The organism is Nonomuraea sp. NPDC059023, from assembly GCF_042740095.1.
GTDB lineage: Bacteria > Actinomycetota > Actinomycetes > Streptosporangiales > Streptosporangiaceae > Nonomuraea.
Window position 1 is genome coordinate 274491 of record NZ_JBHYIO010000007.1, and the last position, 19598, is coordinate 294088.

At 67.5% G+C, this 19598-nt stretch carries 22 protein-coding genes; 15 read left to right on the plus strand and 7 right to left on the minus strand.

Translation table 11 applies throughout. The features are described 5' to 3' along the window. Both ACFWYW_RS15305 and ACFWYW_RS15310 read left to right on the plus strand, forming a co-directional pair. A partial coding sequence (locus ACFWYW_RS15305; protein WP_379640987.1) for a zinc-binding dehydrogenase occupies nucleotides 1–408 on the plus strand: 408 nt, incomplete at its 5' end. 109 nt (nucleotides 409–517) lie between these two features. Next, entirely contained in the window at nucleotides 518–1018 is a 501-nt protein-coding gene (locus tag ACFWYW_RS15310) for a hypothetical protein (RefSeq protein WP_379613001.1), read from the plus strand. A 40-nt stretch (nucleotides 1019–1058) separates the two neighbouring features. Here ACFWYW_RS15310 and ACFWYW_RS15315 read toward each other — a convergent pair whose 3' ends face one another. Beyond that, the gene (locus tag ACFWYW_RS15315) at nucleotides 1059–2042 is read right to left on the minus strand and encodes a hypothetical protein (protein WP_379613000.1); all 984 of its coding nucleotides are present in this window, start codon (nucleotides 2040–2042) and stop codon (nucleotides 1059–1061) included. Between the two features lie 30 nt (nucleotides 2043–2072). On the opposite strand from ACFWYW_RS15315, the gene ACFWYW_RS15320 reads away from it, so the two are divergent. From ACFWYW_RS15320 to ACFWYW_RS15335, 4 genes are read left to right on the plus strand one after another with little or no spacing between them, the layout of a single operon-like run. Continuing rightward, entirely contained in the window at nucleotides 2073–3977 is a 1905-nt protein-coding gene (locus tag ACFWYW_RS15320) for a sensor histidine kinase (RefSeq protein WP_379640989.1), read from the plus strand. Beyond that, a complete protein-coding gene (locus tag ACFWYW_RS15325) occupies nucleotides 3974–4627 on the plus strand; it encodes a response regulator (protein ID WP_379615796.1) in 654 nt (217 codons plus the stop codon). Before ACFWYW_RS15320 ends, ACFWYW_RS15325 begins: the two co-directional genes overlap by 4 nt. A gap of 38 nt (nucleotides 4628–4665) precedes the next feature. After that, nucleotides 4666–5391 (plus strand): hypothetical protein, encoded by a 726-nt coding sequence (locus tag ACFWYW_RS15330; RefSeq protein WP_379615794.1) that lies wholly within the window; start codon nucleotides 4666–4668, stop codon nucleotides 5389–5391. Next, the gene (locus ACFWYW_RS15335) at nucleotides 5391–6608 is read left to right on the plus strand and encodes a cytochrome P450 (RefSeq protein WP_379615800.1); all 1218 of its coding nucleotides are present in this window, start codon (nucleotides 5391–5393) and stop codon (nucleotides 6606–6608) included. Before ACFWYW_RS15330 ends, ACFWYW_RS15335 begins: the two co-directional genes overlap by 1 nt. Here ACFWYW_RS15335 and ACFWYW_RS15340 read toward each other — a convergent pair. Further along, nucleotides 6575–7783: a cytochrome P450 gene (locus ACFWYW_RS15340; protein ID WP_379615792.1), complete on the minus strand. Its 1209-nt coding sequence runs from the start codon at nucleotides 7781–7783 to the stop codon at nucleotides 6575–6577. The genes ACFWYW_RS15335 and ACFWYW_RS15340 overlap by 34 nt on opposite strands. 219 nt (nucleotides 7784–8002) lie before the next feature. On the opposite strand from ACFWYW_RS15340, the gene ACFWYW_RS15345 reads away from it, so the two are divergent. Further along, nucleotides 8003–8893, plus strand: a complete 891-nt coding sequence (locus tag ACFWYW_RS15345; protein WP_379615790.1) for a M23 family metallopeptidase — start codon at nucleotides 8003–8005, stop codon at nucleotides 8891–8893. A 43-nt stretch (nucleotides 8894–8936) separates the two neighbouring features. On the opposite strand, the gene ACFWYW_RS15350 is transcribed toward ACFWYW_RS15345, so the two are convergent. Continuing rightward, nucleotides 8937–9896: an NAD-dependent epimerase/dehydratase family protein gene (locus tag ACFWYW_RS15350; protein WP_379615788.1), complete on the minus strand. Its 960-nt coding sequence runs from the start codon at nucleotides 9894–9896 to the stop codon at nucleotides 8937–8939. Nucleotides 9897–9952: 56 nt separating this feature from the next. Between ACFWYW_RS15350 and ACFWYW_RS15355 the strand changes: the two genes are divergently transcribed. The 5 genes from ACFWYW_RS15355 (at nucleotide 9953) to ACFWYW_RS15375 (ending at nucleotide 13157) form a co-directional block, all read left to right on the plus strand. Continuing rightward, a complete protein-coding gene (locus ACFWYW_RS15355) occupies nucleotides 9953–10315 on the plus strand; it encodes a hypothetical protein (RefSeq protein ID WP_379615786.1) in 363 nt (120 codons plus the stop codon). A gap of 263 nt (nucleotides 10316–10578) precedes the next feature. Next, complete coding sequence (locus tag ACFWYW_RS15360; protein ID WP_379615784.1) at nucleotides 10579–11127, plus strand: hypothetical protein; 549 nt, start codon at nucleotides 10579–10581, stop codon at nucleotides 11125–11127. Between the two features lie 71 nt (nucleotides 11128–11198). Beyond that, nucleotides 11199–11786 carry a hypothetical protein gene (locus ACFWYW_RS15365; RefSeq protein ID WP_379615782.1) on the plus strand — a complete coding sequence of 196 codons (588 nt, stop codon included), beginning with the start codon at nucleotides 11199–11201 and terminating at the stop codon, nucleotides 11784–11786. 151 nt (nucleotides 11787–11937) lie between these two features. Further along, nucleotides 11938–12567 (plus strand): DUF6000 family protein, encoded by a 630-nt coding sequence (locus ACFWYW_RS15370; protein WP_379615780.1) that lies wholly within the window; start codon nucleotides 11938–11940, stop codon nucleotides 12565–12567. Nucleotides 12568–12815: 248 nt separating this feature from the next. Continuing rightward, nucleotides 12816–13157: an STAS domain-containing protein gene (locus ACFWYW_RS15375; protein WP_379615778.1), complete on the plus strand. Its 342-nt coding sequence runs from the start codon at nucleotides 12816–12818 to the stop codon at nucleotides 13155–13157. Between the two features lie 878 nt (nucleotides 13158–14035). Here ACFWYW_RS15375 and ACFWYW_RS15380 read toward each other — a convergent pair. Together ACFWYW_RS15380 and ACFWYW_RS15385 are read right to left on the minus strand one after the other, a co-directional pair. Beyond that, entirely contained in the window at nucleotides 14036–15085 is a 1050-nt protein-coding gene (locus tag ACFWYW_RS15380) for a hypothetical protein (RefSeq protein WP_379615776.1), read from the minus strand. A gap of 181 nt (nucleotides 15086–15266) precedes the next feature. Continuing rightward, a complete protein-coding gene (locus ACFWYW_RS15385; protein WP_379615774.1) occupies nucleotides 15267–15716 on the minus strand; it encodes a hypothetical protein in 450 nt (149 codons plus the stop codon). A gap of 160 nt (nucleotides 15717–15876) precedes the next feature. Here ACFWYW_RS15385 and ACFWYW_RS15390 point away from each other — a divergent pair, with 160 nt between their 5' ends. Beyond that, entirely contained in the window at nucleotides 15877–16239 is a 363-nt protein-coding gene (locus ACFWYW_RS15390; protein ID WP_379615772.1) for a hypothetical protein, read from the plus strand. A gap of 204 nt (nucleotides 16240–16443) precedes the next feature. On the opposite strand, the gene ACFWYW_RS15395 is transcribed toward ACFWYW_RS15390, so the two are convergent. Further along, the gene (locus ACFWYW_RS15395; RefSeq protein ID WP_379615770.1) at nucleotides 16444–16881 is read right to left on the minus strand and encodes a hypothetical protein; all 438 of its coding nucleotides are present in this window, start codon (nucleotides 16879–16881) and stop codon (nucleotides 16444–16446) included. A gap of 969 nt (nucleotides 16882–17850) precedes the next feature. On the opposite strand from ACFWYW_RS15395, the gene ACFWYW_RS15400 reads away from it, so the two are divergent. Both ACFWYW_RS15400 and ACFWYW_RS15405 read left to right on the plus strand, forming a co-directional pair. Further along, nucleotides 17851–18180, plus strand: a complete 330-nt coding sequence (locus ACFWYW_RS15400) for a Clp protease N-terminal domain-containing protein (RefSeq protein ID WP_379615768.1) — start codon at nucleotides 17851–17853, stop codon at nucleotides 18178–18180. A 479-nt stretch (nucleotides 18181–18659) separates the two neighbouring features. Next, nucleotides 18660–19034: a hypothetical protein gene (locus tag ACFWYW_RS15405; protein WP_379615766.1), complete on the plus strand. Its 375-nt coding sequence runs from the start codon at nucleotides 18660–18662 to the stop codon at nucleotides 19032–19034. 112 nt (nucleotides 19035–19146) lie between these two features. Here the strand turns inward: ACFWYW_RS15405 and ACFWYW_RS15410 are convergent, their stop codons facing one another. Beyond that, complete coding sequence (locus ACFWYW_RS15410) at nucleotides 19147–19347, minus strand: hypothetical protein (RefSeq protein WP_379615764.1); 201 nt, start codon at nucleotides 19345–19347, stop codon at nucleotides 19147–19149. Nucleotides 19348–19598 lie beyond the last annotated feature (251 nt).

The window sequence follows — 19598 nt, forward strand, 5'->3', positions numbered from 1 at the left end:
GTCGTCGTGGACTACTCGGCCGAGGACTGGCGGCAGCGCGTACGCGCTGCCACCGGCGGCGTCGACCTCGTCTTCGACGGCGTGGGCGGGGCGCTCGGGCTCGCGGCGTTCGAGACGGCGGCCGAGGGCGGGCGCTTCATCACGTACGGCACCTCCGGCGGGGAGTTCACCACCATCGACCCGGACCTCGCCGAACGGCGCCGGGTACGCGTCCACAACGCGCTGGAGGCGGGCCCGCCCGAGCAGGACGAGGTCCGCGACGTGCTGGCCCAGGCGCTCGACCTCGCCGCGAAGGGCGTCATCACGCCACGCATCGGCGCCACCTTCCCGCTGGAGCGCGCCGCCGACGCCCACGCCTCCCTCGCCGAACGCGCCACGGTCGGCAAGTCGCTGCTGCTCGTCACCTGACGTCCGGCCTGTGCCATGCGCCGTTCCACCCCCATGGAACGGCGATGTCACGCCCCACGGGATGAGCGCGCCGCCAACGGAGTGCGGCGCACCACCCCGAGGAGAACCCTTGGTCACCACCATGAGCCGCCGGTTCGTCGCCGCGATCAGCGTCCTGACGGCCACGATCGCCACGCTGATGTTGTTCGTCGCGCCCCCGGCCAACGCCCAGTCCTGCAGGACCGACAAGAACGCCGTCATCTGCCTGGGCATCACCAAGGCCGGACCCGGCATCTACGACGTGCACATCGGCATCGACGTCACCATGAGCCAGAGCGACGCCCAGGCCATCATCGACGCGCCGGGCGAGCCGTTCTCGGCCAAGACGTTCGGCGAGGACCCCGCCTTCGACAACGCCCTCTTCGCCGTCCCCGTCAGCTGGGTCTCCGCCTGGTCCGGCGGCCTCAGCGCCGAGTTCGACATCCGCGTCGGCGGCAGCCGCCTCGACGAGGACAATTCGTGGACCGACAACAAGGACGACGTGTACGCGAAGGTCTGGCTGGTCGACGCCAGGATCAACAGGACCCACGAGTACCGCTCGGTCACCCTGCACGAGCACTACGAGCGATAACAGCCCCACCCGGTGAGCCCCGAGGCACCCGCCCCGTGGCTCACCGCCGCTCCGGGAACACGATCACCAGCAGATGCCCCACCCCGTCGTCGTGCGCGATCCGGTAGTGCGTCCGCACCCGGTAGCGTCCGGGCCCGGCGATCGCCAGGTTCGGCAGCCCCGACGGCCCCGCCAAGGGATCGTGCACCACGATCGCGCCGTCCGGGCTCACGTACGCCACCTCCTTGACCCGCTCCCACCCACGCGACTCCCGCGGGGGAGCCTGGCGATACGCCTCGGTGGTGACGCAGACCGGATAGTCCGCGGCCACCTCGAACGCCAGGCCCTCATCCGCGGATTCCTCGAACACCGCGAGCCCGGCTTCCGACAGGATCCACTGCCGGCCCGCGACCACCGGCTTGACCTTCGGCCGGTGCCTGCCCCGGTCGCAGGCCCGCCGGCTGTCGGCCTCCCACCGATCGAAGTCCTGCTCTTCCGCAGCCGCCCTCGGGCGCACCGGCGTCCGCTCACCGGTGTGCCCGGGCCCCTGGTCGGCCGTGGGGAGCAGGGTCAGCAGCGCCACCACGACCAGGACCGTCACCCGCCGGACGTTCAGGAGCCTCCGACCGGGAGCGCGCACCGCCGCGATCATGCACAACGCCGCCAGCGGCGGAAGCAGGTCGAGGCGAGTGAACGCCGACCAGCCCCACGTGTCCAGACATCCTGGGCTCAAGAACAGATCCACGAGGAAGCCGAACTGCTCAAGGCCGAAGAAGAGCAGCAGCAACGCCGCCAGCCACCGCACGATCTGCCGGGCGATCCACGGTTCCCACAGCCAGCACGTCACCACGACCAGGCCGACCGCCGGTATCCCCGAGTACCAGACCAGCGGAACCCAGTCCGCGATCGACCACAGCTCGGCGGCGACCACCTGATACAGGCCGATTCCGGCACACCCAATGCCGTCGGAAGGGCGGGCGAAGACCAGGTGCGCGTGCGTGAGCACCACGGCGACGCCCCACCATAACCACGATCTTGGCGACATGGCCCGACAAGATATCCCTATCCTGGAACGGTGTGGTGGGCAGGCTCGTTCGCGGCCGTCGCGGTGGTGGCGGGACTGTCCTTTTCCTGTACGGCCCGCGTCGTCCTCTGGTTCGTAGCCCTGGCCGGAGCGAGCGCGACAACCGTGACCCTGGCCGCCGGCGGCACCCCCGGCCAGGTCGCCGGAGTGGCCTTCCTGGCCGCCGGCCTCAGCGCCGCCGGCTGGGCACTCGGCAGGTCGGCACGGGTACGCGGAGCCAGGAGGCGCGCGTTCGCCGCGTACGCCTCGGGTGCGGCGGCGGTGCCCGGTCTGGCGGCCGAGGCCGAGCGGCACCGGCTGGCCGCCGACCTGCACGACACCGCCGCCCACCGGCTGACCGGCATCATGATCGGCGCCTCGTCCGCCCTGCATGTCCGGGATGGCCGGCTGACGGCTGAGGCGGGGGCGCATGCCGTACGGGAGGGGCGGCTGGTCGTCGCGGAACTGACCAGGCTGACCGAGCTCGACGCTCGCGCGGACCACGCGCGTCTGGCCGACCTGGACGCTCTCGTCGCCGGCTGGCCGGGGCGCGGGGTCGCCTACCGCAGGGACGCCGGGGACGTGCCGCCGCCGATCGCGGCGCTGGCGGTGCGGATCGTACGCGAGGCGCTGACCAACAGCCGGCGGCACGCCCCAGGCGTCCCGGTCGACGTGCTGGTCAGAGAGCATGGCGGGAGGCTGGTCGTCACCGTCACCGACCAGGGACGAGGCGGCGCGGCCTTCGACGCGGGCAGCGGCTGCGGACTGGCGGTTCTGCAGTCGGAGGCCGCGGCCGCGGGCGGCTCCCTGGAGGCGGGCCCCACGGCGGTCCCTGCGGGGTGCGGCTGGCGGGTGCGTGCCGTGTTGCCGCTCGGTGACGGCGGGTCGCGGCGGGGGCGGTGGTGGAGCGAGCATGTCCGGAACTGGGCGCCGGTGGTCCTGGGCGTCGGGATTCCGGTGGGCGGGCTGCTGGTGCCCGATCCGGGCGACGTTCCGCTGCCGGGCAAGGAGCTGGCGCTGCTCGTACCCCTGCTGATCCTGCACGCGCTCCCGCTGCGCTGGCACCTCGCGCGCCCGGTCCCCGCGCTCGCCGCGACCCTGTCCCTCTACCCGCTGATCGAGCTGGCGCGGGTCTCCGGCTGGCCGATCACCCCGGGCGGGGACCTCGTGCTGTGGTGCGGCTGGATCGAGTTGATCATGGTCTATGGCATCGGCGTCGCCCGCGGCCCGCGCGGCGTGCTCGCGCCGCTGGCCGTGGGCTCCACGGTGGGCGCCGCGCTGGCCTGGGGGCCGGGGATCGTCGGGAACCGGTTCGCCGCGTGGGCGGTGCTGAGCGCGTTCGTGCTGGTCCCGGTGGTGATCGCCTGGGCGGCCGGTGTGCTGCTCGCCGCCGGGAGGGCGCGGCGCCGCGACGGGGCCGCCGCCCGCCACGGCCGGCTGCGCGAGCGGGCGGCGCTGGCCGAGCGTGCCCGCCTCGCCGCCCGGCTGCGCGCGACCGCGCTGCGGCACGCCGAAGCGCTCGTGGCCGCGGGTGACGACCTGCCCGTCGTGGCCGCGCGGTCGCGGGCCGCGCTCGACGCGCTTCGGGACCTGCTCGGCGAACTCCGCCGTCCCGCCGCCGACGATCCGCCGCCGTGCCTGGCCGGCATCGACGCCCTCGCCGTACGGCATGGCGTGCTCGTCACCAGCGTCGGCGAACGGCGTCAGATGCACGGCGCGGTCGAGGCGACGGCGTTCTGGGCCGCCCGCGAACTCCTCGGCCACGACGCCCCGCTCACCGTCACCTACCTGCCGGAAGGCGTGGAACTGTCCGCCCCGGCCGGCCGCGCCACCCGCCGCCTGCGCGCGGTCGCGGAAGCGGCCGGCGGCGCCGTGTCCGCCAGGGGCGCCCGGGTCCGCGTCTGGCTGCCGGCATGATCAGCGTCCTGCTCGCCGACGACCACGCGATGGTACGCGCCGGCATCGCGGCCGTCCTGTCCGCCGAATCCGACATCACCGTCGTGGCCCAGGCCGCCGACGGCGCCGCCGCGATCGCCCTGGCCGAAGACCTGCGTCCCGACGTCATCCTGATGGACATCAAGATGCCCGGCACCGACGGCCTGGCCGCCACCCGGACGATCACCACCGCGCTGCCCGGCTCCCGCGTCGTCGTCCTGACCACGTTCGGCCTCGACGAATACGTCTACTCCGCCCTGCGCGCCGGCGCCTGCGGGTTCCTGCTGAAGGACGCCGAGCCCGGCCGGGTCATCGAGGTCGTCAGGCTGACCGCCACCGGCCAGTCGTTCCTCGACCCCGCCGTCACGGGCCGCCTGATCCAGCAGTTCGCCCGCCACCGCCCGCCCAGCCGTTCCGAGGCGCTCGCCGCACTGACCCCCCGGGAGAACGACGTCCTCGCAGAGGTGGCCAGAGGCCACAGCAACGCCGAGATCGGCGCGAAGCTCGGCATCAGCGCCGCCACCGTCAAGGACCACGTCGCCGCCATCCTGGCCAAGCTCGGCGTCCGCGACCGCCTGCACGCCACGATCTTCGCCTACGACAACGGCCTCGTCCTGCCGGGCGGCGACTAGTACGCTGAGGTGATCGCGCGGTCGCGAGGGAGGACCCCATGGTCTTACGGATCACCGTCACCCTGCTCACTGCACTGGCGCTCCCCGCTCAGCCGGGCGCCCCTGGGCTGACCATCAAGGAGAACGCCCACCAGGTGAAGGCCGTGGGCCCCGGCTTCGTCCTGAAACTCACCCCCCACAGACTGTCGGTACGCGTGGACGAGGACCGGTTCGGCGACCCCGGCACCGGCAACCCGATCGTCCGCGAGACCATCGACCTGACCGGCCGCACGCTGCGCCCGTTCGTGTGCGACCACGGCACGTACACCATCCGGACCGGCACCTTCAAACGCATGTGGCGGATCTCGCAGCTCGCCAAGCGGCCCCAGCCGTACCCGGACGGCTTCGCCACGGCCGCCCCCGGCCTCTTCACCCCGTTCCTGGGCGAACTGGAGGGCACGGTCACCGACGCGGAAGGCCGCACGCTGCGCTTCCTGATCTCCGACCTCGTCCAGGAGGTCCAGGGCCGGCGTGGCTTCTCCGCGACCGCGCCCATCCACGGCTTCTTCGTGGACGAGCGAGGAAAGGTCCGCGACCGCATCTCCCTGACCGGCCGCTTCAACATCGGCCGCGACGGCCGCCCGATCTTCGGAATCGAGGACCGGGGCACCTGCCGCCAGATCGCCGACCTCCCCTTCGGACCGGGCAGCGAGCAGGCGGTGGTCACCGGCCCCCTCTTCGTCCTGCCCTTCAAGGCCCCCCTGACCACCAAGGTCCTGCCGTGATGGACGACGGCTTCTACGACGATCCGCACTCCCACTACATCGCCTGGCGCAGTGAATCCCCGGTGCTCTGGATGGATCAGGCGCCGGGCGGCACCCCCGGCTGGCTCATCACCGGCTATGCCGAGGGGCGGGCCGCGCTGGCCGATCCCGCGCTGTCCAAGGCCAACGCGAACGTCGAGGCCGCGCTCGCCCGGCACGGCGCCCGTCCGATGATCAGCGGCCAGTGGCTCACGCAGAGCATGATCAATTGCGATCCGCCCGACCACACCAGGCTCCGCCGGCTGGCGGCCAAGGCGTTCAGCCCGAAGGCGATCGACGCGCTCCGCCCCCGGATCGCCGAGATCACCGAATCGCTCCTGGACGGCCTCGCCCGCGACGGCGGCGTGGTCGACCTCATGGCCCGGTTCGCCGGGCCCCTGCCGATCACGGTGATCTGCGAGATCCTCGGCGTCGTCCCCGGTGAACGCGGCGACTTCGAGGCCTGGACCGACACGCTCATCGGCCACGCGCCCGCCGAGGAGAAGGCGGCGGCGACCGCCGCGATGGTCGGGTTCCTGTCGGCGCTGGTCGCCGCCAAGCGGGCCGACCCGGGCGAGGACATGCTGTCGACGCTGGTCCAGGCGCGCGACGAGGGCGACGCCCTCACCGAGCGGGAGCTGATCGCCACGGCGTTCCTGCTGCTCGTCGCCGGGTACGAGACCACCGTCAACCTGATCTGCAACGCCCTGAACGCCCTGTTCGACCATCCTGACCAGCTTGCCGCGCTACGCACGGACCCGTCCCTGGTCCCTGGCGCGGTCGAGGAGTTCCTGCGCTTCGACGGCCCGGTCGGTCAGGCGAGCCTCCGGGTGACGACCGCGCCGGTGTCCTACGGCGGCGTCAAGATCCCGGCCGGCGAGGTCGTCCATGTGTCCTTGCTGGCCGCCAACCGGGATCCGGCCCGTTTCACCGAGGCCGGCGCGCTCGACGTCAGGCGCCCCGCCTCCGGTCACCTGGGGTTCGGCCACGGCATCCACCACTGCCTCGGCGCGCCGCTGGCCAGGATGGAGGCGGAGATCGCCTTCACCGCGCTGCTGGCCCGTTTCCCCGCCTTCTCCCGGGCCCCCGGACGCCCTCCCGTCTGGATGCGGAGCGACCGCCTCCGGGGGCTGCGTTCCCTATGGGTGGATCTGGGCCCACCCGCTCAGGCGCTCACCTCCAGCCGCAGCGGCCGGTAGATCAGCCCGTCGGAGCTCCATCGGACCGAGGCCAGATCCTCCCGCGCCCGCAACCCGGGCAGCCGCCCGGACAGCGCGCGGAAGGCCTCCTGGAGCTCCATCCGGGCCAGGTTCGCGCCCAGGCAGTAATGCGTCCCATGCCCGAAGGACAGGTGTGGCTGGGGCGGAGACGCGGCGAAGCGCCGGATGTCGAACCGGCCGGGATCGGCGTACACGGACGGGTCGTGGTTGGCGGCCGACGGGTTGGGCAGCACGACGGAACCGCCGGGCACGACCCCGCCGGACAGTGCGACGTCCCTGGTCACCAGCCGCAGGAGCCCGTTGCCGCCCGACCCCTCGTAGCGGAGGATCTCCTCCACCGCGGGTCCCAGCAGTCCGGGGTACGCCACCAGTTGCCCGTACTGCTCAGGATGGCTCAGCAGGCGGAACACGCCCCTGATGATGATCGAGGCGGTGGTCTCGTGCCCGGCCAGGATCAGTGTGAACACCATGTTGGTCAGCTCGTCCTCGCTCAGCCGGTCGCTCTCGTCGCGGGCCTCGATGAGCAGGTCGAGCAGATCGTCGCCGGGCTCGGCCCGGTGGGCGGCGATGAGCTCGCGGGCGTAGTCAAGGAACGCGCCGAACTCCGCCGCCCTCGCCTCGGCGCCGGCGTCGGAGGTGGACAGGAACGTCTCGGTCCAGCCGCGGAACTGCTCGAAGCGGTCCATCGGGACGCCGAGCATCTCGCAGATCACCCGGGCGGGCAGCGGCAGCGCGAAGTCGGTCACCACGTCGAAGTCCGTGCCCGCCCGGTCGAGCAGCTCGTTCGCGATGGCCGCGGCGCGCGGACGCCAGCGTTCGATGTGCCGGGGCGTGAACGTGCCCTGCATGATGCGCCGGTACCGGGTGTGCTCCGGCGGGTCCTGGTTGATGAGGGCGGCGGGGTCGTCGTCCACGCTGGTGCCGCTGACCATCCTGGGCAGGCCGGGGGTCCGTAGGTTCCGGCTGCACGACGGCGAGGTCAGCAGGGTGCGGACGTCTTCGTACCGGACGGCCATCACGATCTTGTCGCCGCTGGGCATCGTCGTCGGCTCCAGCGGAGCCTCGGCGTGCCGGCGGGGCAGGTCGGGCGAGGGTGAGCCGAGAGGGCCGGGCGGCAGGTCCGGCCAGGGCCATGTGGTGCTGGACTGTTCCATTGAGGTCGCCTCCTGGCGATACGTCCAACGCGCTGAATGGAACGTACGAGACCGTCCGTAGCTGGTCAATCTCTCCAGGTGTTTATGGCGTACGACACCAAGATTAAGAGCCGCAAAATTTCATTCGACAAAGATTGAATGAAGACAACCTTCGCCACTATCTTCATGATCTATATCGGGGGACCGCACCCCCCGAAATGCGCCTTCAGAGAGGTGAGCATGCCGAAGCTCCTCAAGTCCGCGACCGTGACCGCGTTATGCGCGCTCGCCGTCGCGACGATCCCCCAGGTTGCCTCGGCACAGGACGCGAGTGTCCTGGCCGTGTCCCACAAGAGCCCGTTCAACTGCGGTAAGACCTTCAGCGCGAATAACTGGACCCCGAACCACAACCCCGTGGGCTCCATCGACTGGCAGAACCACAACGGCGACGACATCAACGGTGAAACCGTGCGCGCCACCGCCGCCGGAACCGCGTACTTCCGCGACGCGGGCGGCTCCAGTTACGGAAAGTGGGTTGAAATCCGCCACAGTGATGGCAGCAGAACCCGGTACGCGCACCTGTCGAGCATGGTCCGGGGCGCCGGGGGCTCGATGAGCGTCGGCCAGGGCACCGTCATCGGCGCGGTCGGCTCGACCGGCGGCTCCAAGGGCCCGCACCTCCACTACGAGCAGCGGACCTCCGGCGGTGCGATGGACACCAGCCCGACCGTGGAGGGCGTGACCGTGTCGCTGGGCCAGCGCAGGCCCATCAGCAGCACCAACGGCTGCGGCGGTGGCGGCAACCCGACCAACCCGTACACGCCCGAGAAGGCCTGCGGCAGCGGCTACGCGGTCATCGACTCCGCCGCGCTCACCGGCGGCCGTACCTACCTGCTCTACAACGCGGGCAACGGCAACAACTGCGTCGTGACCATGAAGTCGACGAACCTCGGCACGGCGTCGGCGGTCTCGGCCTTCCTCGAACCGCAGGGCGAGAGCCGCGCCGCCGACTCGGGTAACTACGGCTACTACGCCGGTCCGGTCCGGTCGAACGCGGCCAAGCAGTGCGTCAGGTGGGGCGGTTCGGTGGGCAGCAGCGCGTACACCAGCCCGTTCGAACACTGCGGCTGACCTGCTCCAGAGTGGTTCTGGCTTTTGGCGGTCACTGTCCGGGTCACCGGGGAGTGGCCGCTGCCAGTATGGCCTGTTCCTCGGCCGCCGTGAATCCGCTGCGCAGCGGCGGCTCGCCGCGCTCGCGATCCCACGCCAGGACGTCGGCCGCCGTCGTCTCCAGCGGGGTCGCGGGCAGGCCCGCCGCTCGGGCCTTCGCCGGGTTGCGCTGCTGCGAGGGCCAGTTCGGGCGGACGAGGGGGAAGAACGGCGGCACCGACTCGGGCGGAACCGGCACGATCTCCACCGACCTGCCCGCCACCCGCGCGCAGGTCTCGATGAGCCCGCCGAGCGTGGCCGGCTCGGCCGGTCCCACCGCGTGGAACGCGCCGGGACGCTCGTCGGCGAGCAACCGCACCACCAGGCGGGCCAGGTCGCGCGAGTCGACGATCTGGATCGGCTGCTCGGGGTCCGCGGGGAGCGCCACCCGGCCGCCTTGTGCGGCCCGCCGTACCCAATAAGTGAACATGTCCGACGGGTCGTACGGCCCGGCCACCTTGCCCGGTCGCACGATCGTGGACCGCGAGCCGTACCTGGCCACGACGGCGTCCTCGCACGCGACCTTGAGCGGGCCGTAGGTGTCGTCGTCGATCTCCTCGGCGTCGCGCAACGGCGGCCTTCTCGGAGTGTCCTCATCCGAGCCGGGTCCCACGCCCGTGCGCTGGTAGACGGCATGGCTGGAGATGAACAGATACCGGCCCACCCGATCTTCCAGCGTCGCCATCGCCTGCTCCACGTGGCGTGGGAGGTAGCAGCTGACGTCCACCACCGCGTCCCAGGCACCGTCGCGCAGCGCCGCGTAGTCGCCGACGTCCCGGTCTCCTCGGTACCGGATCGCCGACGGGAACAACTCCGGCCCCGTCCTCCCCCTGCCGAACAGGCTCACCTCGGCGCCCGTCCGCAGGGCGTCCTCCACGATGGCGCGGCCGATGAAGGACGTGCCGCCAAGAACAAGGATCCGCATGGTCGGCGACGTTACCAAGCTGCGAGGATGGAACGCCCCCGCTTAAGGAGCCTTCCATGCGCCTAGCCGTTGCCACGATCGCCATCGCGGCGTTCATCTCAGGTTGCGCCGGTGCCCCGGCTTCTCCCCGCGCTTCTCAAGACGTTCGTATCCCGCCGGCTCCGGGCCCGGAGGCGTGGGCCGGCTACATCCGCGCGCTGGACACGATCGACCGGGACATCGTGCACGGCGACGAGCAGAAGGCCGTGGACCGTGGGCGTAACCAGTGCCCGTGGCTTCAGCAGTGGCCGAAGGTGAAGATGGACGCGCTCATCCAGGTGGACAAGCGCTTCACCTCCCCGGCCCACCCGAAGGGGTTCGGGGCGGCGAAGGGCAAGGGCATCAACAACGCGATCAAGAAGTACATCTGCCCTGCCTGATCTGGATACATCGAACACCGCATCCACGTCGTCCAGCGACACTTCTCCCCAGAGGTCGGCCCCGGGGGATCCGTCTCCTTCACCCGGATCATGATCGGCGTCTGGGTTGAGACCCGGGCTAACATTCATGGGTACGGTCTTCGGCATTGCGCCGCTCCTTCCCGCGTGGGTACGGCTCGGTACGCCGAGCGGTAGGCGATCGGGCACGACGCCGAGGAAGCTGGACAGCACCGGAGACCGTGCCTTTGGCCGTGGACGCGAGAATGGGCATCCACTTCGTGAGTACAGAACCGGCCGATCTGGCAGCCCTCCAAAAGGCCGTGAAGGATGAGCCGGCATGCACGGCAGGAGCCTGGGGCGGTGGAGCAGCCGCCGTCGAGGGATTTCTCCGGAGGGTCGTCGCCGATATCGGCCGGCTTCCTCGCGTGAGAGTTCCCCACGCGGAGTTCCGGAATTACGGCTCCGGATACGCGTCCTACGTCGATGTGTTCGTGGCCAGGCGGGCCGGTCCGGATATCGAGGGACTGGGCCTGGCACTGTGCCGGCTCGCTCCTTTCGCAGCGCTCTTCGAGCCTGGAATCAGGTCTTCGAGCTTCTGTGAAATGCCTCAGCTGGGGCGGGTCGCGGATGGCGACGTCCCGGGATGGAAAGAGGAATGCCGGGAGCTCCGCCATGTCCTCGATCAGCACGGCATCGCCTTGCTCGACTCCCAGACACTCGCCCTGCCTCTGGACCCGCGACTCCGGGTGGAGACATTCCTCGGCGACCCGCCGTACAGGGTGTTCGACGCCTGGTTCCACTGGATCGACTAACCCTAGATGGCATCTGTGGGCGGTGCGGAATGCCGTTGCTGAATCCCGGACGTCCTGTCTACCGTGTCACGGTGAGAGATATCGAATCGAACAGCCCCACCCTGTTGTGCATTGTCGGTCCACCCGCGGTCGGCAAGATGACAGTCGGCGAGGAAATCGCGAAACGAACCGGCTACAAGCTGTTCCACAATCATCTGTCGATCGAGCCGGTGCTGCGATTCTTCGATTTCGGCACCGAGCCCTTCGGCAGACTGGTCGGAGAGTTCCGCAGGCGAATATTCGAGGAGGTGGCCGCGAGCTCCCTACCCGGCCTGATCTTCACCTACGTCTGCGCATTCGACGTCCCGGAGGACCAAGCCGAACTGGACGGTTACACCACCCCGTTCCGCAACAACGGCAGCCGAATTCTCCACCTGGAACTCTCCGCAACCCAGGAAGTGCGCCTGGAGCGAAACCAAGGGGAACTCCGTCTGGCCGAAAAGCCCTCCAAACGCGACCTCACCCGATCAAGACAGCTCCTATTGGACGCCGACGCCCAGTACCGCCTCAACTCAAACGGCGAGTTCGACCACCGGGCGGACTACCTAAGCATCGACAACACCGCCCTATCGCCTGAAGCAGTCGCGGCACGCACCATCGAGCACTTCGACCTGCCTTGAGCCCAGCCACCTGCCGCCCCCGGGAGCGGCAGCGTGTCCAAACAACAGGCACTTTCCACACCCTGTGGACAACGCTTCTGGATAATGTCCACGCGCCACAGCGGGCACAGTGAGGTATCCGCTCGGGCCGGCATCGCGGCATGATGCCCACATGCGCTTGCCCCCATGGCTTCAGAGCAAGCAGACAGCCACCATCCAGCGCTACGTCATGCCTGGCCGGGGAAGCGTTCGCCGCTACCTGAAGCTGCTCGGCGGCTTCCTGTACCTGCCGGACAGGGAAGCGATCCACTTCGGCCGCGCACTGGCGAGAGACGCCCGCCGAATCACCGATGCGGAACTCGAATTCCTCCTGTCGGCCGAATGGCGAACACGCCTGACAGCGGCCTGGCTGATCGGCCTGGACCGCCGAACCCAGTTCCGCGAGCACCTGGGCCGCCTACTCCTGGAAAGCGAACTCGTCTACGCCGGCAGAGGCTACTGCTTCGCACTGGCCCGCTTCGCCGAACCCCGAGACACGGAAATCCTGACCGCCTACCTGGACTATTACCTGCCCCGCCTCGACTGCCATTACGACCAGAACGACGCCCTCGGCGCACTCCTACACCTGGACGCCCGCCACGCAGCTCCATACCTGACCCCGAACGGCCTGTGGTCTCAGTCGACATGGCGCGACATGGATCCAGCCGAATGCAAAGCCGACATGGACGACCGCTGCGCCTTCGCCACCGCCGCCATGTCCGGCAAACTCCCTGAGTGGGCAGCCGGCCGCCGCAAAACATAGCGGCGAACGCCGTACCGGATAAACGCCTTTTAGATCCTTAGGGCCAGTTTGTGTCATGGTCGCCATCCCAGTACCACTCATTCACGACTGCGACGTCCAGGACATGACCTCCCAAACCTGAGTTATTCAGCCGATTCTGCGGGCGTCGGCCCGCGTAAGTCCTCGACGCCATCGATCGTTCAGGAAGCAGCGAGGCCCCGCCGACGGCACAATGAAGCGAAAGACGGCCGAGCGGAAGGCAGTTATCGATGTCTGATGTCCAGCGGGTGGATCACGACACTTGCACCGTCCTGCGACTCGTCGGCACGTTCGGCACGGAAACCGAGCCGGCGATGCGGCTCCGAGAGGTGATGGACCTGCTCCCTACTCCCGCATGCGTGGTGCTGGACGTGGCCGAAATGACGGACTGGGATGAGACGACAGTCAGCGCCCTCATCGCCGCCGGAAAGCAGGCCTGGTCCGAGGCTGGATGGCTGGTCATCGCCGCCGCACCACCCGACCTGGCCGAACGTTTCCACGAGGCAGCACTCCCTTTCGTGTTGTACGACACGACAGAAGATGCCGTAGCCGCCTTCGGCAGCCAGCGCTAGGCACGACTGTGCGTTAACACGCTCCGAATTGCGCACGGCTGTCCCGCTCGAACTCCGAGCGGGACAGCCACCCCGCTCGGCATTCCCATCGCCTGCGACCACCGCTTCTCAGCCCTATGCCGCTTGAGAAGCATCGTGATCCTGCCGTGGCCCCGTTCAGCTGCAGACCGAACCTGGAGATCGGCCTCAACGTGAGATCATCGACGCCATGACATCGACCAGAAAGGGCCATGCCGCGTAGGCGCCCCTCCGAGGTCCGCTCGCGAAGGTTGCCATGCGGGACCCACAGACCCTCCATCCACCACGTTCCCGGTCTCACGCGCCGACCCATGGCCGCCGTGATTGCCCTGGAACACACCATCCTGAGGCCTGGTGAGGTGGCAACTGCGCTTCTCACCTGGACGCGGGACGTAATCCCCGGCACCACCACCGAACTCCCGCCAACGTGCCCATGCGATGGATGCTCTTGGGAAGATCCGCGTGGAGACCTCGAACGGATACTCGTAGCGCTGCCCCGCTGGGCCAGGCCGTATCTCTACGGTCTGGTGCTTCCCATCGACAGAAGCTTCCTCGTCCGAACGTCGCCGGATCCCCGTGCCTCACCTGACTCGCCATGGTGGCGGCAGCGGCGTCGTCCCCACTTCGGGGATGACGCGCGGCTGACTGGCGACGCTTAGTCGATGGTGGACGAGATGATCAGGTTCCTCCCCGGAGGCAAGTTCTCAAGGGATGATGAATGCTGTGCCCGACCTGTTGTGGGATGACGTCCAGGTTCTGTTCGACCCCGAGGTCAACGGAGCGTTGCCTGATGCGGTCGTAGAAGGACGTCTGTCGATGGCTGGCAGTACGCCTGCTCGCTGAACGCGCGGCCGAGTGCTTCAGGTGATGCGGCCGGTCCAGTAGGAGGCCGCGGCGCGGTAGACGCTGAACAGCCCTGTGTCGAAGTACGGGGAGACCCCCGTGTCGTAGCGGCCGTCGCTGTCGGTGTCGGAGACTCCCACGGTGATGCCGTTGAGGTAGCCGAGGCCCTGATCGTCCTGATAGTCCTGCAGCCAGGCGGAGCCGAGCGAGCCCTCACCGGTGAACGGGGACTCCACGCCGACCAGCTGGTCTGCGGACGGGCTGGACAGGTTCGTCGCGGACACCTGCCCGGCGGAGCGTTCGAGACTCTGGCCGGTGTAGGGCCGGGTCCCGTCGGGGTGGGGGCCGGCGGGGTAGCCGAAGAGGTTCACCGCAGGGGCAGTCGTTTCGTTGATCGTCCGGTTGTAGGCCAGGCCCTGCATGCCGACGATCTCCCCCAGATGGCCGTTGGTGGTCAGCGTGCCGTCGTCGGCGGGGACGACACCGCTGTAGACGTTGACGAAGGCGACATCGCGGTCGGGGTCGCGGTATTGGGTGAAGTCGTAGTGAGTGAACGCCTGTTTGCCGGCATAGATGCCGAACGGGGCCGTGCCGTCGGTGGCGGGGCCTGGGATGAAGACCCAGTGGTAGTTCGTGGCGGGTGCGCTCACCATGTCGTACACACAGTGCGCGGATGTTGTGACGAGGTTGCGGTACTTGCTGTAGACGGAGACGCCCGAGCACCAGTGCGGCTGGTGGTCGCCGCCGACGAAGTACACCTTGCCCGCGGTCTGGGGTGGTTCGTCCTCCGCCAGCGGGGCCATGGGGCTGAACTGGATGGGTTTGCCGGACGGCACGATGGGGTCGGAGACGCGTTCTCCACTGATGTCGTACGGCTGGCCGAGGGGAGTGGCAGTTTTGAGCTTGGCGCCCCCGTCGGCCAGCCAATACGCCACGGCCTGCTGGGCCGCCGACACTCCGAAGACGAGCGGGGCCGACACCACGTCGGCCGCCTGCGCGAGCGCGGCAGGGGCGGCGGTGGTGAGCAGGCCTAACGCGAAACCGCAGGCGAGCAACTTGCGTCTCATGTCGATCTTCCCCGTTCCCATCGGTGATGGCCTAGGTGAAGCAGCATGAAGATCGTAAACGCCCACGGCCGTACAGGGAAGTCTTTATCGAACTGATTATCGATTCACTGTGCGCTCGAAACCTGGTCATCCGTTGAAGCGTCGCCACGCCACCGGCTGCGGGAGGACTTCGTGAACCCGGTCAGAAGTCGTAGTGGTGGTAGTCGGCGGCCTTGGCCTCCTTCTCATTGCAGAAGAACGTCTCGTCGAACGGTGTCACCGCGTAGCTCTCGTCACCGGGGATGTTGTAGCTCATGGCGGCCGCGAAGCCGGTGGCGACGACGGGTAGGCCACCGCATCTGAGCACGTGATACGGATAATGGATCATCGTCCCGACCAACGGCGTGACCGACGCGATCATGTACACCACCACGGCCGCCAGCAGCGCGCGCAGCCAGTCCGGCCGGAAGCGCAGCAGGGCGAGCAGGACCAGGCTCGCGAGATAGGCCAGCACGAACAGCACCAGGTACGGCACCGAGAACAGCACCCACGACCGCCCCCGCAACGCGACTATCACCGCGACCAAGCCCAGCGCGGGCAGACCGATAACGAACACGGCCAGCCACGCGCTCGCTCGTTGAAATGACCTCATGCATGGTGTGATGGCCAGGTCCGTGGGTTGGTTCTTGGACCGATCGGAAGGCACGGGTTGTGATGTCTAGCCGGTCATGTCGCCTGGCGCGGGGTGCTCGATGTAGGGGCGCAACTTGAGGACTGTTGCAGCTTGCGGCAAGCCTGACAGTGTGGGTTCCATGATCGAGATCGACGGGCCCTTCTATCGCGTCCGCGACCCAGGCTTTGAGATGTTGATCCCTGCGTGGGAGGGATACGCCCCCGAGACCGCCGATCAGGCCGACGCGACAATCACCCTGCCGGATGGCACTCGCCGGTACGCGACATTCATGACACTTGGCGTCGTCAGAGGGATCATGGATCGGTGGGAGGAGACAGGAGAGCAGCTCAGCGGTCGGTACTTCTCCTGCCCGGATCTGATCATCATCCGTAAGCCCGGCTTCGCCTCGATGATTGCCGCCATACGAGACATGGTCGCCAGCGGAGACATCGAGCATGCGTGCGGCCTGCTTCCGCCGGCTGATGAGGAAGACGCAGGTTAGAAGTGGACCCGGCCTTCTAGCAGGCCGCATACCCGGAGATCAGAACTCCTGACATCCTGCTTGCAGTGCACATGCCGACCTTGAGCGATCGACGCAGGTGCAGCTCAGTGCGTCGATCGTGTCCTCGTGACTCTCCGCTCTTCCCCATCGGGCACGCAACGGGCACGACTGGATGGCTTCGTGGTGACGCCGCGGACCCACCGATCACGAGGGCTTGGTGTCGTCGGTCCATTCGCGCGCGATCGACCCGTCCAGAACTTCCTGGGTGAGGCCGTAGTGGTAGTACGGCGCCAGAGAATGCTCAGGTCCTATGGTGAGCCGCTTGAAGACCTTGTTGTGCGGCCAGATTCGGAGGTCGTTGTCCAGATCGACACAGGCGTTGTTCTGCTCTATGTCATAGGCCCACCGTCCACCGCCATTACGGACCAAGAGCTCGCCGAGATACGCCCCCATACTCATCACCATGGTGTGGATGTAGTCCTTCGTCGGCCTACCGGTCCAGCGACTCGTCGGGCTGAGCTCTCCAGCCATGAACGCATCGCAATATGGATCGAGCTGAAGAGCAGAGGCCGAGGTCCAGTCAATGGAGAATCCCTGAAGCGTGGCTCCATGAACAAAGGTCTCAGCGAGGCTCTGCATCATCTCCGTCGTCTCGGCGTCCGTCGGGACCGAGTCGGATTGGACCGTGCGGCTGCGACGTCGCCACATCTCTTGCCTCCGAGCGAACTGCGCCAATTGTCTGGCCCAGATTAGCGACAAACGCCCGCACTCTCCTCCCTTGGGCTGACGCACCTGCGATCTGCCCCATCCCGGCTCTCCGTCCGCGCCCGTGGTCATGCTTCGCCGTACGGCTGACGCCGTGGAGCGGCTGGTGCTGGCCCGATTCGGTACAGGGGAACCCATGGTCATCTGCGACGACCGTGAAGCCAGATCGGCACCGCCATCGGGCTGAGATGGACTCCCATCTGACACCCCGGAGCACACCCACGCCCACCGCCGCTACGTTAGGTCGGATAGGCGCTTCACGCACCATGGCGCTCGTTTCGGTTTTTGGAACCACGTAGCCGCCTGCCGGCGTCGGCGCCGACATCGCCACCGCATTCCGCCGTCCAGGGCACCGGGCCTCAACGCGCTTCAAACACCATCAACTCCGAGAGACATCCCGGGCGCCCACGTGGATTACCCCAAAGTGTTTCAGCCGCACTTGTATGCGGAGCGTCTTTCTATCTCTTCGGCGGGCACGAGGGATGCTGGATGGACCAGAGCATCCCTCTTGGTCAGCTCCGTTTGCGCCGGTCAAAATGGGTTGGAGGGGCACCGGGGGGCCCGAGGGGAAATGCCCAACGTCTGGTGTGAGCCGTCGCCGACGTGCGAAGTGTATGCCAGAGTTATTATAGAAAAGATTCGGCCTAGCCATAAAGTGCATTACACTCTCCCGTGTCGGCCTTATCTAGATTAGGCAACCGACAGCCAAATGGTGCTTGCTTGACATTGTCTGAACCGAATCTGCCTCAAATGCTTGCATTCCGAAAATTCTAGAGCTACCTTATCTATGCTCGCAGAAGTCCAGTAGCACTAACAGAACCTGCAAAGTGCTCCTAGTGCTTTTCGATGAGAGAAGGAGAGGTAGTGTCCCTTATTGAACGCCCCAGCCCCACGCCGCAACTGATAGCAAGGCTTCATGACGCTGAGCAGATCGCGCGCGATATGGGTCATGGATTTGTTGGAGTAGAACACGTCCTCCTCGCAACGTTTCGAGCGGCACGCGGAGTCCAAATCGACGTAGCGTCACGGGCTCTAAGGGACCTACTGAATCCAAGCGATGCAGTTTCGGCCATCACTGCTGTTATGTCGGCCGAACCCTATGCCTCTCTCGCGAGTCAACCATTGGATCCGGATGCAGGGCGGCGATGGGGGATGCTCACCGAAGGCGACCAGTAAACGCTGGAGAGTCTTTGACCGAGCAGCGCTCTTTCGATCACGACCCATGCACAATCTGCGCACCCGCTAGCACTTCTGCGAAGCGGGAGTAGATAGCACATAGCGTGTCGGTCGGCTGCAGGGCGACCCCGTCCAAGCTTGCACTGCATAGGCATTCTTAGAAGTTCCAACAGACTGATATACGGACAGGGCTCACGCGATCGGCGTCAGCCGTAATCGCCCCCTCAACCTGGTTGACCAGGCTCCCGCAGGAAAGGTCAAGTAGGCGTCTCGCACCTCTCCTGGGACACGAGGAAACCGGCTATCGGTGAGTGTCCCTCTTGATCGGTACCGTTCGCGCTGGTCAGCACAGACTAGGGGAACAGCGGTGACATGGGGACACTTCCTGAGCCAGCAACCCGACGGCTCCGCCGAGGTTGCCTGTCCCCGGGGGAGGCTCTAAGTTCGCCGCCATGGTGGAGTCGCGAGTGGATGCTGAGATGTCGGACACCCTGTACTTACAGCGAGTAGTTGCGGTGTGCGTTCTGGGAATCTCGGTGGTTGTCTGGGCTCTGCTGTTCTTCGCGTACTTTCTCGTTCCCGGTGCAATAGAGAACAAGGAGTGCGGTCTTGACCCTCTAACCAACCACGAGACCGCCATGTGCGCGCCTGTAGCCGCGTGGAGCAGCGTCACATTCTGGTCTTGGCTGGCTTCTCCGCTGGCCTGGGTGATATCCGGCCTTACCCTCTTGTGGTTGCAGAAAGGTCGGATCGGCATTCGTTGGTTGGTGGTGGCTTCGATGCCAGTGCTCCCCTTGATCGGCATGGCGTCCGTGTTCGTGATTGAGGCGCTATACGGGCCGTCGCCCGCGTGATTGAGCGGGAACACAGGGGACACTGAACAATGGCGAGCGCCCTCTGGATCAGTTCTGTTTGTGCGGTCAGAACGAGTTGGGGGACAGCGGGGGACCCTGTCGCCAACGCCGATTACGAGCCTGAGCTCACACCGTCGCGGAGAATCTTCAGGATCTCGTCCAGCTTCGTCTCGTGGACACGCTCGATCTCCGTGAGCGGTGTCTGAATCTTGGAGATCTCCAGCGGCAGCGACGCCAGGGCGGTACTGGTGGCGGGGAACGGCAGGGCAATCTGTGCCTTCTGAACGGGCCGCTCGGCCGCGTCCGCGAGCATTTGTCCAGCGGTCTCCGTCCGATACTCGGATGGGCCGGCAACAGACCCTCGACCTTCTCGCCACCAAGGGCCCCCAAACCCTGCTCAAGCAGGTCCGCGACGCCGAACACTGCGACCCCGAAGGCACCCGCTGGCCGAGAGGCAAGGCACACGACGACGCCACGGCGGCGTGCTGCCTTTGCGCAGGTGGTGTCGCCTTATGGCGAGTCATCATCTCCGGTGCAGAGCAAGAAGTGCCCGCCCTGAAGCAG